The following is an 11586-nucleotide window of genomic DNA, read 5'->3' as shown; positions in this document are numbered from 1 at the left end:
TACGCCGTGCCATCGATCGGGTAGAAGGTGTTAGCGGGCCTGTTGAACCGGTTCGTCCTTGCATGAGATGACTGGGATTATGGGTCCCTGCGTTCGCAGGGACGACGGATGATAGATTCCGCTTCAGTACAACAAACAGTGCTTCACGATCTCGCGGCGCGATTCGCCCGAGGTTTGCCCGTCACGTCACGCCCTCTGCAGTCAGAGGGCGCAGGGAAAGCCGGATGCGCGCTGCACCCGCGGTCTCGTGTGCAAAAGTTGCACGAAAAAACGCACACGAGCATACAGGTCCAGCGGAGACATCCGACTTTCCCTGCGCGGAAGTTTACGGCTTATACGTGATCTCCCCGGCGATCGGCTTTCTTGCCACCGTCGCCCGCGTGCCTTAACGCGAACTTGACACCAGCACCGAGGTGTCGGAACCGCACGACTTCGCCGTCCGCTTCAGGCGCCCTCGTCAGAAGCACCATCCACGTCCACCGCATCCCCGCCCCGCATTGGTACGTTGCGCAACGCCCCTCTTGATGGGACGGGATGGCTGTTGATATAGCCTGATTTATGTTTCTGGAAAACAGAAATATTTTTTCGCGTGGGGGCTTGACAGCAATTCCGATAAACCGAAGTGATTTGCCCGTCGGGTTGATTTGTTCAGTTGTCGTCGCCCGGCGTGCGACTTTCCCGGAGGGCCGAACCTTCCAGGCAAGTGCGCAATAAAGCAGGAACCGGCGTGAACCCAAATCACGTCCTCGCCGACCTAGGAAGGTGGAATTCGACACTTTGTGCAAGCACGCGAGATATCGCGTGATCCGCTTGCCAGCTGGAACCGGACAGTCCGTTCGAATCCCGCCGATCGGGGAGATAACATGAAACTCATCGCCCTGAAATTTGCGGCCCTGGCTTTTTCATGCCTTTTGACGCTTTCAATGCCGGCCCATGCCGGCGATGCCGATACCTTCAATGCGATGGTGGCATTGGCCAACAACGGAAATGCCGAGGCGCAATACCATGTCGGCATGATGCATAATAATGGCATCGGCACCCCACAGGATCCGAAGCAGGCATTCGAGTGGTTTCAAAAATCCACGGCATCGAACGACCCGCTGGGAGCCTACAAGCTTGGTTGTTATTATGACGGGCAGTTCGCGGGCGTTGTAACGCCCGACTCGAATGAAGCCCTGAAATACAAGCTCGTTGCTGCCAAGGCCGGTTATGCGCTGGCCCAGCACGATGTTGCCAATCATATGCCAGGCAGGGAAATCCGGAAGAAGCGCTGAAGTGGTGGAAGGCGGCAGGCGATCAGGGATATCCCGGGGCGCTCTTCAGTTTATCCATGGCGTATTCCGCGGGAAAAGGCACGCCAAGGGATCTGTCTCTGTCGTATGCGTATTTCAAACTCTCGAAAGTGGCGCCGAAGAAAAATGTCAATGAGATGGCTGGCATGTTGTCCAAACCGGAACTCGAGAAAGCAGAAAAACTGGTTTCGGAATGGAGGGAGCAACCGACAGCCCTGACCCTCAAGGCAAAGAACGGTATCAGCCGGGCGGAAGAACTCCTGAAGGTCGCCGGGAGGTAAGGGTTCGCGTCATTGCGAGGAGCGCTCTTGTCCGCCGAAGCCCGCCTTCGGGCGAAGGCGGATGCGACGAAGCAATCCATTCTTCCTTTGCGCCGCCAACTCGTGGTGGTAGGCTGTCGTCATTGCAGTATGACCGGTGAGGACGCCATGGGATGGTTTGACCGGCTGTTTGGAAGCGCACTCGTTGCCAGATTCAAAAGGAAATCAAAGGCGCCGACTGACCCCGATCTTCTGAAGATTGCCAAGGACCGCAAAGGGCATATTTCACGGAAAGCCGTGAGAGATGAGTATAACCGGCTGGTCCTCGAGAAGTACGCGCAGGACAAGGCTTGATTTCGAATTCCGACTTGGCGGCTACCTTTCCTGAGCCCGGTTTCTTCCAGGCCAAGAAGGTGGATTACCTCCACCCGAAGGCATTGCATCGCTTGAATGCATTGCACTCGTGGGCTCGCTTGGGCTGCGGTTCTTGACCCTTATCCAGGGTTCGTGGTTGACTGCCGTGCGTTTTTTTTCAAGGGAGCTCAGCATGAAGAAAATCATACTTGTTGGTCTTGCTATCTTCGCCGTCTCTACTTCTGCCGCTTTGGCGGCGAAGAAGAAAGCACCCGCCGCCGCCCCCGCTGCCACGGCCAGCCCGATGCCGATGATGGGCCAGGTCAGTGCCGCCGATAAGGCGCTGTACAAGAAAAGCCAGATGGAATCCGGCATGGCGAAGAAGAAGTAGTCACCCCGATCGTTCGGATCTCGTTGGCGCCGCTGTCCGCTGGATGGCGGCGCTAATTTATTTGCACCATCCTGGCTGACCCACTTGCCCATATTGTCCAACACTCTGATGGCTCGGTCCACGGAGCCGAGGTGGATGAAACAAACACCGCTGTCATCGCCCGGCTGACCGCAACAGAACCGGGATTCAAGCGGAGACATCCGGGGAAATGGTGCGGGGCTGAAACGAAACGGCCCCGGCGCGGGGGCTGAGCACGCCGGGGCCAGAAGAGAACAGCGCGGCGCAAGGCGACCGGCGTTCGCCGTGACGCAATCACATCGCCTCGGGTTCCCGCTGCTCAATTTTGCACAGTGGCCGGTTCTGGATTGGTGGATTCGCGCCGGCACGCATCAGCCCGACCGGTAGGGCACCAGACAGGTTCCCGGCATCAACCCCTAGCGAATTTGCCCGCGCCCGCAAGGTCCGCTGTAATGCCCCGGCCATGAGCACCAAGTCGCGCGAGGTCATCTGGGGCAGCCGCATCCGCGGCGCGAAGACGCATGCCGACCACATGAGGGAAGCGGCGACAAAGGCCGTGCGCGAGGCCGACCGCGCCGAGGCGGCGGCCTGGTCGGTGCGGATGGAAGGCTATGGCGGCCCGGCGCAGCCGGCGCCGACGATCGCGCAATGCCTCAACGGCGGCCTCGGCTGGCTGGAGGTGGAGTGCAACCGCTGCAGGACCCGCGCGAGCCTGCCGCTGTCAGCCATCCGCCGCCCGCGCGACACGCCGCTGTGGAAACTGGAGGCGTCGCTGAAATGCCGCTCCTGTCGGAAGGGGCGCACCGCGCCGCCGGTGCACATGATCAAGCTGACGGCGACGCGCGAGATCACGCCGTATCAGTGGGTGCATCCGGATGAGGAGAGGTGAGTCTTTGCTTGGCTCACAACGATGGTTCGATCCACGGCGCTGAGTTACACTGGTATGAGGCCGCCGGTATCGGGCGCAAGGAATTCAAGATAAAGCACCTGCTGTGAGACCATGACCAAGACACAAGCAAAACAACTGGTCATCTGCATCGAAAACGACGGGTATGCGGTCTCGCTTGAGAAACGCAAAATCTACGTTGCGTTGCGCGATGCCGCAGCCGAGAAGCACAACATGCTGCGGATCGTCGATGAATCCGGCGAGGATTATCTCTATCCGAAGGCATTCTTCCGCTCCATCGCACTGCCGCAAGCGGTCAAGAGGGCTGTGCTGGCGGCGTAACCAGCCCGTAGGGTGGATTGGCCGCAGGCTCACCTCTGTATGGTGAGCGGCTGGCGGATTACGCTTACGTTAATCCGCCCTACGCCGCCGACGCACGGTCGAACCGACTTCGAGCCAGTTGCGCCCGCAGCCTCAAAATTTCCAGCTCATTGGACACGCTGCAGCGCAGGGCGCAGGTGGTGCTTTACCGGACGGTCAGCGAGCGGCCGTGGAGCCGCCGGGAGGCGCCGGGGAATGAAAAAGCTTTTCACGAGGATGGGCTCGCGATCGCCCAGACTTTCCCTTTCCCGGACCAGGACGCTCATGACTGTACGCATTTTCAGGATTTCTCCCGCCACGAAGGCGCATTCCAGGTCCTGGTTTACCTGCTCACGCATGATCGCCTCAGCCTCCAGCATGCTGAGACGTAACGCCCTGATCAATTTTCGGAGTTCGTTGATGCGATTGTCCATGGTGGCCTCCGGTGTGGGCGAGACATCATAAGAACAAAAAGAGAACATTGAGTCAATTCGCTTCCGCTTGTCAGGTGAGGGCTGTTTCTTCAATGAGAGTTTTGGCGAAGGAGATGGATGGCCGGGTCGGGCCCGGCCATGACGAGTTGGGATCACCGCGTGCCGCCAAAACCGCAGAAAAATCCCCGCATTTCCTTGTCATTTCGCCCCTTTGGGGCTAGAACCCCGCCACGTCCGCAGCCCCCGCACCCCTGGAGGCTTGCTGCGGCGTCCAAACGGGGCCGCGATGCGGCCTTTAACTTTTTAGAAACAAGGACTTAAACCAGATGGCGACCGTCAAGGAATTGAAGGCGACCACTCGTCCGGCAGGCGGCAAGGGGGCCGCACGGGCAGTACGTCGCGCCGGGAGAGTTCCCGGAGTGATCTATGGCAACAACCAGCCCCCCCAGCCGATCTCGGTCGACGATACCGAACTGCGCCTGCGCATTCAGGCCGGCCGGTTCCTCACCACGATTTACGACATCGAACTCGATGGCAAGAAGCACCGCGTGATTCCGCGCGACTTCCATCTCGATCCGGTGCGCGATTTTCCGCTGCATGTCGATTTCATGCGGCTCGGCGAAGGCGCCACCATCCGCGTCAGCGTTCCCCTGCACATCCAGAACGCCGATGCGGCGCCCGGCGTGAAGCGCGGCGGCACCGTCAACATCGTCACCCATTCGATCGACCTGGAATGCTCGGTCGATAACATTCCGCAGTACATCGAGGCCGATGTCAGCTCGCTGGAAATCAGCCACTCGCTGCATCTGTCCGACGTCAAGCTGCCCGCCGGCGTCAAGTCGTTGACGCGCGAGGACATCACGCTGGTGACCATCGTGCCGCCGTCCGGCTACGCCGAAGAAATCAAGGCGGCGGCGGCTGCCGCGGCTGGCGGCGCTGCAGCTGCAGCGCCCGGTGCGGCTCCTGCGGCTGGTGCCGCGGCGGCTCCTGCGGCTGGTGCGGCTCCCGCGGCAGGCGCCAAGGCGCCCGCGGCCGGCGCCAAGGCTCCGGCGGCGAAGCCCGCCGACAAGAAGAAGTAAGCGGACGCGGGATGCCGCGTCATGCGACTGTTCGTTGGTCTCGGCAATCCCGGCGCGAAGTACGCGCATAACCGGCACAACATCGGTTTCATGGCCGTCGATGAAATTGCGCGGCGTCATGGTTTCGCACCATGGCGCCGCCGCTTTCAGGGCGAGACCGCGGAAGGCACGCTCGATCGCGAACGGGTCGTGCTGCTGAAGCCCATGACCTACATGAACGATTCCGGTCGCGCGGTGCAGGAAGCCGCCAACTTCTTCAAGCTCACACCCGGCGAGATCACCGTGTTTCAGGATGAGCTCGAACTGCCCGACGGCAAGGTGCGGATCAAGCTCGGCGGCGGCATTGCCGGCCACAACGGCCTGCGCTCGATATCCGCGCATATCGGCAACGAGTATCGCCGGGTGCGGATCGGGATCGGCCACCCCGGCGTCAAGGAACTGGTGCACGGGCACGTGCTGTCGGATTTCGCCAAGAGCGACCGTCCCTGGGTGGTGGCGCTGTGCGAGGCGATGGCGGAGAACGCCGGGCTGCTGGCGACGGAAAAGGACTCGACGTTCCAGAACAGGGTGCATCTGGCGCTGCAGGCCAAGGGATTTTTCGAAGACAAGGACGACAAGAAGTAACGCTCGTCATCAAGTAACGCTCGTCATCGCCGGGCTTGAGCCGGCGATCCATCCCTTCAAAGAAGATGGATACGCGGGTGGCTAAATGGGAAGACGGTGCTTCGCACCTTTTGCCCGCGTATGACGACCTTAAACCAATTCGCGCGCTGCTGGTGTCGCGCGCAAGATCGGAAGCTGCGATGGGATTCAAATGCGGTATCGTCGGATTGCCCAATGTCGGCAAATCGACCCTGTTCAACGCGCTGACGGAGACGGCGGCGGCGCAGGCGGCGAACTATCCGTTCTGCACCATTGAGCCGAATGTCGGCGAAGTCGCTGTGCCGGATCCGAGACTCGACAAACTGGCCGAGGTAGCCGGGTCCGCCCAGATCATTCCGACCCGGCTGACCTTCGTCGATATCGCTGGCCTCGTGCGCGGCGCCTCGCAGGGCGAGGGCCTCGGCAACCAGTTCCTCGCCACCATCCGCGAGGTCGATGCGATCGCGCATGTGGTGCGCTGTTTCGAGGATTCCGACATCACCCATGTCGAGGGCAAGATCGCGCCGCTGGCCGACATCGAGACCATCGAGACCGAGCTGATGCTCGCCGATCTCGACAGTCTCGAGAAGCGCGTCGATAACCTCACCAAAAAGGCAAAAGGCAACGACAAGGACGCCAAGGAGCAGCTCGAGCTCGTCAACCGCGCGCTGGTGCTGCTGCGCGAGGGCAAGCCGGCGCGGTTTTTGACCCGCAAGCCCGAGGAGGAGCGCGCCTTCGGCATGCTGGGATTGCTGACCTCGAAACCCGTGCTCTATGTCTGCAACGTCGAGGAAGGTGCTGCCGCCACCGGCAATGATTTTTCCCGGGCGGTGATGGAGCAGGCGAAGAAAGAGGGCGCGGTCGCCGTCGCCATCTCCGCCAAGATCGAATCCGAGATCGCGACGCTGTCGCGCGCGGAGCGCGCCGAATTCCTCGATACGCTCGGCCTCGAGGAAGCCGGTCTCGACCGCCTGATCCGCGCCGGCTACCAGCTGCTCGACCTCATCACCTATTTCACCGTGGGGCCGAAGGAAGCCCGCGCCTGGACCATTACCCGCGGCACCAAGGCGCCGGCCGCGGCGGGCGTCATCCATACCGATTTCGAGAAGGGTTTTATTCGCGCCGAAACCATCGCCTATGACGACTATGTGGCGCTCGGCGGCGAAGCCGGCGCCCGCGACGCCGGCAAGCTGCGGCTGGAAGGCAAGGAATACGTCGTCGCCGACGGCGACGTGATGCATTTCCGGTTTAATACGTAGCCTCGAAGCAGCCCGCGGTCCTCATCCTGAGGAGCCGCGCCGCTTTGCGCGGCGTCTCGAAGTATGGCTGCAGGCAATGTGCCAGATGGTTCGAGACGCGCGCCGCGCAGCGCAAGCGCTGCCCGACGCGCTCCTCACCATGAGGGAGCGGTGTAACGCTGCCGCGGGCTCAATGCCCTTGCCCCTGCCCCTGGTCGCGGATGGCGCCGAGGTGTTCGTTGATGCGGAACACGATCAGGATGAATTCCGCGGCGATGCGCGAAAAGATCACGCCGACGATGACGCTGGCGATCGAGGACAGCAGCACGATGAACCCGCCGAACGGGCTGATGGCCATCGCCGACAGGCCGGTAAAAATGCCGGATATGCCGAACAGCGCAATCAGCGCGATCACCAGCCAGTAGAAGGTCTTGATGATGGTGGGCGTGATGAAGCGGTCCCACTGAAACAGATCCCGAAATTCAAACATCGGTCGTTCTCCCGGCGAGTCGCGTATGAGTTCTGTCCAAACCTGCCTGCACAGGGCTAGCTCCGAAAGGTGTTCCGGGCAAGATCGTGACAAGCACCGAACGGCGGTGTTCCCCCGCCGGGCACGAGCCATGCGGGTGGGCGGGTTGAGATTGCCACAAATAACGGCCACAATCAGGCCTTCCTCGCATCCATCCCGATTCAATCGCCATTCAAACAATCCCCCGCATGACGCTCAGCTTCGAAGATTTCTCCCCCGGCCGATTCGGGACGTTCGGCCCGCGCCGGGTCACCCGCGAGGAGGTGCTGGCGTTCGCCGCGGAGTACGATCCGCAGCCGATGCATCTCGACGAGGAGGCCGCCTCGCGCTCGATGCTGGGCGGCCTGTCGGCGTCGGGCTGGCATCTGTGCTCGATCATGATGCGGATGATGTTCGACGGCTTTATCGGCCGCACCGCCTCGCTGGGCTCGCCCGGGGTCAATGAATTGCGCTGGCTGGCGCCGCTGCGGCCCGGCGACGACATCACGCTCGATATCGACGTCGCCGAGGCCCGGGTTTCGAACAGCCGTCCCGACACCGGCATCGTGACGTTCAGGGGCATGGTGCGCAACGCCGCCGGGCAGCAACTGTGCGAGATCGTCACGCCGATCATCGTGCGGCGTCGCGCCGAAGTTACCTCGGGGCAGGCCGGCTGATGCGATTCTTCGAGGACATGGCGATCGGGCAGCGGCGCGACGTGGGGTCGTTCACCTTCACCGCCGAATCGATCAGGACATTCGCCGCGCAATTCGATCCGCAGCTTTTTCATCTCGACGAGGAGGCAGGCCGCCAATCGCTGTTCGGCGGGCTGGCGGCCTCGGGCTGGCATGTCGGCTCGGTCTGCATGAAGCTCTTGGTGGCCGACGGCCAGAGCCAGGCGCGGGAAGCAGCCTCCCGCGGCGAGAAGATCGCGATCTGGGGACCGTCGCCGGGGTTTCGCGAACTGCGCTGGATCAGGCCGGTGCTGGCCGGCGACACCATCAGCTTTTCCAGCGAGGTCGAATCGCTGCGGACCTCGGAGAAGCGCCCGGAATGGGGCATCGTGACGGCCCGCCACACCGGCACCAACCAGCGCGGCGAACCGACCTATTCGCTGCTGGCCACGGCCTTCGTGCCGCGGCGGAACCCGACTTCCTGAATCGACATGGTTACCGGATTGTCGCAGTAACCGATCGATCGCGATGATCGTCGGGAACCATTCATTTGCTAACGCATTCTGAACCTTGTGCCTGCCATAGTTGACACAAGGACAGAAGTTTTGGGGACCTCGATGGCAGACCGCGGCGGCTTGAAAATTGTCGGCTTTATCTTCGCAACCGTGACGCTTGCGGTGATGCTGGCCACCGGAATGGTGGTGAAGGGCCACGCCGACGGCGCCTATTCGTTCGACGGCGCCCGGATCGTCAGCCGATAAGTTACCTCCGGCTAACCATGGCAGCGAAATCGCGGATGATTTGATCAACGCCAAAATCAGCGCCAGGCCAGCGCCATCACCACCACCGCCAGCAACAACAGCCCGACAAACCGGATCATGATGGTGCCCATCCGGTGCGGCGAGACCCGCAGCGGAATCGGATCGGCATTGTCAGGTCGAATGGTTTTCATGGAAACGTGTCCCCCCGCCGCATGATGGCGCCTGCCCTTGGTCGCGGCCGGGACGCGGCAAGTTCAAAGCCAATTGATGAAAATGCGACGTGGTAAAAATGAAACCGCCGCGCTCCCGGCAAGGGAGGCGGCGGCAAAAGGCTCGAGATCAGCGATCAGCTGTTGCGGAGGCCGTCGGCGGCGCGCTTCCACTGCGTCACATTGTCGGCGATCATGCGGGTGGACTTCATCGCGGCCTGGCTGAGCTGGGCATAGCCGGAAATCTCACGCTGCACGCGCTGACCCTCGGCATGCAGCAGGTCGCGCAGGCTTTCGAGTTCCCCGATCAGGTTTTCGATTTCCGATAGCGACGTTCCGGCGACGCGCTGGATCAGCGAGTTGACATTGTTGACGGTGGCCTCGGTAGAGGGCTCGAGCGCGGCGGCGTCAGGCGTCAGCGTCGGCGGACGGCGCAGATAGGCGACGTCGTTGCGGACGAAGTCGCGGATTCCGGCCTCGACTTCCGAGACGGCGGCGAGGTTCGGGTCCGCTTCAGTTGATTCAACTTTATCGGAACGGATGGTCGCATTCATCGGCTTTTCCCCTGCGTGTGTAGCGAGCGCGGTTGTCCCCCGCACGACGAAATTCAACTGTTACATCAGGGCTGCTGATTTTGACCGCATCGCGGCCAATATGCGGCAATGCTCGATCTTTCGCGGGATTTGCGCCGGAAACGCAGCCTGCAGCCTTTACCAGCTGGTCTTGAAGCCGGCGCTGAGACTCTTGTTCGAGGTGCCGAGCGCGGTTTCGCCGATCGAGCCGTTGACGGTGACGCCACCGAACAATTTCTGCTCGGCGCCGATCTTGCGCAGCCACTTGTCCTCGGTGGAGGACATCGACTGGCCGGCAATGAGGCTGGTGCCGGTATCGGCAATGCTCAGCTTCGCCGATTGCTCGGTCTGGTAATTGCGCTGATGGTGCGCGATGCTGCCGGGCACCGGCACGTAGCCTTGCTGGGTGACGTTGAGACCGTTCTGCAAGGTGAGCGAATACTGCTCGCCGAGCGGCAGCGACTTGCTGAGGCTGGTGCCGAGCTTGCCCTGCTCCTACGCGGGATCGACCCGGGCCTCGATCGCGGTCTTGTCCCAGATCGAGCCGACGCCGGGCGCGGTGATCGCCGCCCATGCGCTGCCGGACGACTGCGACGGCTGGCCGTCGCCCGAAATCTTCTGCCGCAGCAGGTCCGCGCTGGTCAATGTCTGGGGCGGGCCGACCACGGTCATGTCGGCGCCGATCCGTGTATCCCAGAACGGCGACAGCGATTGCTTCACCGACATTTCGGCCGTGCCATTGGCCTTGTTGGTGGATTTCCACGAGGTGTCGGAGCCATCAGCGGCTCGCGGCTGGCGCGCCTTCGATGGCGGTTTGGCGGCCGGACCGAGCAGCAGCGTGGCGGTATCGACGTTGAGCTGGCTCCAGTCCGGCTCCAGATCCTCGACGTCGGTATCGGTGTCGGTGTCGGCAGTTTCCGCCACGGCGTCCGGATCCTCATCCGGCGGCAGCGCTTGCGCATGCGCCAGCGGCGCCATGGCAAGGCTTGTCGCCAGCAACAGCAGCATCGCCAGCCCGTATCGTGTTGTCGAAATCATAACCCCGCCCGCCTGCACACGGTCATTGATGCGGGTACATCGGCGCAAAATTGTGGCGGGTGTTCACGGTGGCTGGTGGCTTTGTAGGGTGGGCAAAGGCGCGCTCTTCGCGCGCCGTGCCCACCATAGGCTTACGCGGACGATAGATGGTGGGCACGGCGCAAGAGCGCCTTTGCCCACCCTACAATCACGGATAGCTCAGGCGAACGATGCCATCTTCGGCAGATGAATCGGACGCCCGAGCGCCTGCTCCACCAGGTCGAAGGTATCGACGAGAACCCGGATGTTGAACAGCCGGCCCGCCTTGAACTGCGCGAAATGCGCGATCCGCAGGCTGATCGGCTTGTTCGAATCCAGCGCGGTCAGCGAATAGCGCAGCATCGAGGACGCCGAATCCACGCCCAGCATCATGGTCTCGCGATCGAAGCGGTGGACCCGGACGTTGTGCGCGATCTGCTTGATCACCTCGATCACGGCCTCCCGGCCGCGGCGCGCGCCGAGGAATGGAAACATGTCGATCGGGCCATAGATCGCCCAATCGACATCGTCATCGATCAAGGCTTCGATGTCTTCGAACCGGCGTTCATTGATCGCACGATGCAACGCGCGCGAAAAACGCCAGAGGCTGTGCTCTGTCATTTTGTTTAATTCCCGATATGGATTGGCAAAACAGCAAGCGGCCCGGTCCGCATAATGGCGATTCCCGGTCTGGTTGCTGTGCGTCGTTGTTGCCAGCATAAATACGGGATCTGGTCAGAAACTCAATGGATATTTTTGCATTGCACAAATGCGCGGGTTCCGCCCGTTTAGCGCTCGCGGCGGCGCGCGGGCTCCTGCTCGATGGCGATCTCGGCATCCCGAATCGCGATC

Annotated in this window: 19 protein-coding genes; 12 read left to right on the top strand and 7 right to left on the bottom strand. The window is 61.9% G+C overall.

What is annotated here, in order from left to right:
* Window positions 1-863: 863 nt before the first annotated feature.
* The 6 genes from Q7T45_RS01640 to Q7T45_RS01615 all read left to right on the top strand — a co-directional run bounded on the left by Q7T45_RS01640 (window position 864) and on the right by Q7T45_RS01615 (window position 3543).
* Window positions 864-1274: a tetratricopeptide repeat protein gene (locus Q7T45_RS01640; RefSeq protein ID WP_304866646.1), complete on the top strand. Its 411-nt coding sequence runs from the start codon at window positions 864-866 to the stop codon at window positions 1272-1274.
* A 56-nt stretch (window positions 1275-1330) separates the two neighbouring features.
* Window positions 1331-1573, top strand: a complete 243-nt coding sequence (locus Q7T45_RS01635; protein ID WP_304866644.1) for a hypothetical protein — start codon at window positions 1331-1333, stop codon at window positions 1571-1573.
* Window positions 1574-1600: 27 nt separating this feature from the next.
* A complete protein-coding gene (locus tag Q7T45_RS01630) occupies window positions 1601-1906 on the top strand; it encodes a hypothetical protein (RefSeq protein WP_304866641.1) in 306 nt (101 codons plus the stop codon).
* Between the two features lie 193 nt (window positions 1907-2099).
* Window positions 2100-2297 carry a hypothetical protein gene (locus Q7T45_RS01625; RefSeq protein WP_304866638.1) on the top strand — a complete coding sequence of 66 codons (198 nt, stop codon included), beginning with the start codon at window positions 2100-2102 and terminating at the stop codon, window positions 2295-2297.
* 481 nt (window positions 2298-2778) lie between these two features.
* Window positions 2779-3204 carry a hypothetical protein gene (locus tag Q7T45_RS01620; RefSeq protein WP_304866635.1) on the top strand — a complete coding sequence of 142 codons (426 nt, stop codon included), beginning with the start codon at window positions 2779-2781 and terminating at the stop codon, window positions 3202-3204.
* 111 nt (window positions 3205-3315) lie between these two features.
* On the top strand, window positions 3316-3543 hold the full coding sequence (locus Q7T45_RS01615; RefSeq protein WP_304866631.1) for a hypothetical protein: 228 nt from the start codon (window positions 3316-3318) through the stop codon (window positions 3541-3543).
* Window positions 3544-3689: 146 nt separating this feature from the next.
* Here the strand turns inward: Q7T45_RS01615 and Q7T45_RS01610 are convergent, their stop codons facing one another.
* Window positions 3690-3995 (bottom strand): hypothetical protein, encoded by a 306-nt coding sequence (locus Q7T45_RS01610; RefSeq protein ID WP_304866628.1) that lies wholly within the window; start codon window positions 3993-3995, stop codon window positions 3690-3692.
* Between the two features lie 326 nt (window positions 3996-4321).
* On the opposite strand from Q7T45_RS01610, the gene Q7T45_RS01605 reads away from it, so the two are divergent.
* The 3 genes from Q7T45_RS01605 to ychF all read left to right on the top strand — a co-directional run bounded on the left by Q7T45_RS01605 (window position 4322) and on the right by ychF (window position 6975).
* Window positions 4322-5074, top strand: a complete 753-nt coding sequence (locus tag Q7T45_RS01605) for a 50S ribosomal protein L25/general stress protein Ctc (RefSeq protein ID WP_304866624.1) — start codon at window positions 4322-4324, stop codon at window positions 5072-5074.
* A gap of 21 nt (window positions 5075-5095) precedes the next feature.
* Complete coding sequence (gene pth, locus Q7T45_RS01600) at window positions 5096-5698, top strand: aminoacyl-tRNA hydrolase (RefSeq protein ID WP_304866621.1); 603 nt, start codon at window positions 5096-5098, stop codon at window positions 5696-5698.
* Between the two features lie 179 nt (window positions 5699-5877).
* Window positions 5878-6975, top strand: a complete 1098-nt coding sequence (ychF, locus tag Q7T45_RS01595) for a redox-regulated ATPase YchF (protein WP_304866618.1) — start codon at window positions 5878-5880, stop codon at window positions 6973-6975.
* Between the two features lie 169 nt (window positions 6976-7144).
* On the opposite strand, the gene Q7T45_RS01590 is transcribed toward ychF, so the two are convergent.
* Complete coding sequence (locus Q7T45_RS01590) at window positions 7145-7444, bottom strand: DUF4282 domain-containing protein (protein ID WP_304866615.1); 300 nt, start codon at window positions 7442-7444, stop codon at window positions 7145-7147.
* A gap of 227 nt (window positions 7445-7671) precedes the next feature.
* Between Q7T45_RS01590 and Q7T45_RS01585 the strand changes: the two genes are divergently transcribed.
* From Q7T45_RS01585 to Q7T45_RS01575, 3 genes are all read left to right on the top strand, one after another.
* On the top strand, window positions 7672-8139 hold the full coding sequence (locus tag Q7T45_RS01585; protein WP_304866612.1) for a MaoC family dehydratase: 468 nt from the start codon (window positions 7672-7674) through the stop codon (window positions 8137-8139).
* Window positions 8139-8621, top strand: coding sequence for a MaoC family dehydratase (locus Q7T45_RS01580; RefSeq protein WP_304866609.1), 483 nt, complete (start codon window positions 8139-8141; stop codon window positions 8619-8621). Before Q7T45_RS01585 ends, Q7T45_RS01580 begins: the two co-directional genes overlap by 1 nt.
* 132 nt (window positions 8622-8753) lie before the next feature.
* Complete coding sequence (locus tag Q7T45_RS01575; protein WP_304738091.1) at window positions 8754-8897, top strand: hypothetical protein; 144 nt, start codon at window positions 8754-8756, stop codon at window positions 8895-8897.
* Window positions 8898-8953: 56 nt separating this feature from the next.
* Here Q7T45_RS01575 and Q7T45_RS01570 read toward each other — a convergent pair whose 3' ends face one another.
* The 5 genes from Q7T45_RS01570 to Q7T45_RS01555 form a co-directional block, all read right to left on the bottom strand.
* Window positions 8954-9088: a hypothetical protein gene (locus Q7T45_RS01570; protein ID WP_304866604.1), complete on the bottom strand. Its 135-nt coding sequence runs from the start codon at window positions 9086-9088 to the stop codon at window positions 8954-8956.
* A gap of 155 nt (window positions 9089-9243) precedes the next feature.
* Entirely contained in the window at window positions 9244-9660 is a 417-nt protein-coding gene (locus Q7T45_RS01565) for a hypothetical protein (protein WP_304866601.1), read from the bottom strand.
* 156 nt (window positions 9661-9816) lie between these two features.
* Window positions 9817-10107, bottom strand: coding sequence for a hypothetical protein (locus tag Q7T45_RS28995; protein ID WP_370691189.1), 291 nt, complete (start codon window positions 10105-10107; stop codon window positions 9817-9819).
* Window positions 10108-10173: 66 nt separating this feature from the next.
* Entirely contained in the window at window positions 10174-10716 is a 543-nt protein-coding gene (locus Q7T45_RS28990; protein ID WP_370691188.1) for a hypothetical protein, read from the bottom strand.
* A 198-nt stretch (window positions 10717-10914) separates the two neighbouring features.
* On the bottom strand, window positions 10915-11355 hold the full coding sequence (locus Q7T45_RS01555) for a nuclear transport factor 2 family protein (RefSeq protein WP_304866597.1): 441 nt from the start codon (window positions 11353-11355) through the stop codon (window positions 10915-10917).
* Window positions 11356-11586: the final 231 nt, after the last annotated feature.

The sequence above is a fragment of the Bradyrhizobium sp. genome (genome assembly GCF_030646015.1).
Taxonomy (GTDB): Bacteria; Pseudomonadota; Alphaproteobacteria; order Rhizobiales; family Xanthobacteraceae; genus Bradyrhizobium.
The sequence above is the reverse complement of the archived record's forward strand: the minus strand, read 5'-3'. Positions and strand labels throughout refer to the sequence as shown.

Bases quoted from the DNA above. Each gene is read 5' to 3' on its own strand.
- pth (WP_304866621.1), top strand. From the start codon at position 5,096: ATGCGACTGTTCGTTGGTCTCGGCAATCCCGGCGCGAAGTACGCGCAT.
- Q7T45_RS01590 (WP_304866615.1), bottom strand. From the start codon at position 7,444: ATGTTTGAATTTCGGGATCTGTTTCAGTGGGACCGCTTCATCACGCCC.
- Q7T45_RS01570 (WP_304866604.1), bottom strand. From the start codon at position 9,088: ATGAAAACCATTCGACCTGACAATGCCGATCCGATTCCGCTGCGGGTC.
- Q7T45_RS01605 (WP_304866624.1), top strand. From the start codon at position 4,322: ATGGCGACCGTCAAGGAATTGAAGGCGACCACTCGTCCGGCAGGCGGC.
- Q7T45_RS01575 (WP_304738091.1), top strand. From the start codon at position 8,754: ATGGCAGACCGCGGCGGCTTGAAAATTGTCGGCTTTATCTTCGCAACC.
- Q7T45_RS28990 (WP_370691188.1), bottom strand. From the start codon at position 10,716: ATGATTTCGACAACACGATACGGGCTGGCGATGCTGCTGTTGCTGGCG.
- Q7T45_RS01625 (WP_304866638.1), top strand. From the start codon at position 2,100: ATGAAGAAAATCATACTTGTTGGTCTTGCTATCTTCGCCGTCTCTACT.
- ychF (WP_304866618.1), top strand. From the start codon at position 5,878: ATGGGATTCAAATGCGGTATCGTCGGATTGCCCAATGTCGGCAAATCG.
- Q7T45_RS01620 (WP_304866635.1), top strand. From the start codon at position 2,779: ATGAGCACCAAGTCGCGCGAGGTCATCTGGGGCAGCCGCATCCGCGGC.
- Q7T45_RS01610 (WP_304866628.1), bottom strand. From the start codon at position 3,995: ATGGACAATCGCATCAACGAACTCCGAAAATTGATCAGGGCGTTACGT.
- Q7T45_RS01635 (WP_304866644.1), top strand. From the start codon at position 1,331: ATGGCGTATTCCGCGGGAAAAGGCACGCCAAGGGATCTGTCTCTGTCG.
- Q7T45_RS01565 (WP_304866601.1), bottom strand. From the start codon at position 9,660: ATGAATGCGACCATCCGTTCCGATAAAGTTGAATCAACTGAAGCGGAC.
- Q7T45_RS01585 (WP_304866612.1), top strand. From the start codon at position 7,672: ATGACGCTCAGCTTCGAAGATTTCTCCCCCGGCCGATTCGGGACGTTC.
- Q7T45_RS01640 (WP_304866646.1), top strand. From the start codon at position 864: ATGAAACTCATCGCCCTGAAATTTGCGGCCCTGGCTTTTTCATGCCTT.
- Q7T45_RS01615 (WP_304866631.1), top strand. From the start codon at position 3,316: ATGACCAAGACACAAGCAAAACAACTGGTCATCTGCATCGAAAACGAC.
- Q7T45_RS01555 (WP_304866597.1), bottom strand. From the start codon at position 11,355: ATGACAGAGCACAGCCTCTGGCGTTTTTCGCGCGCGTTGCATCGTGCG.
- Q7T45_RS01580 (WP_304866609.1), top strand. From the start codon at position 8,139: ATGCGATTCTTCGAGGACATGGCGATCGGGCAGCGGCGCGACGTGGGG.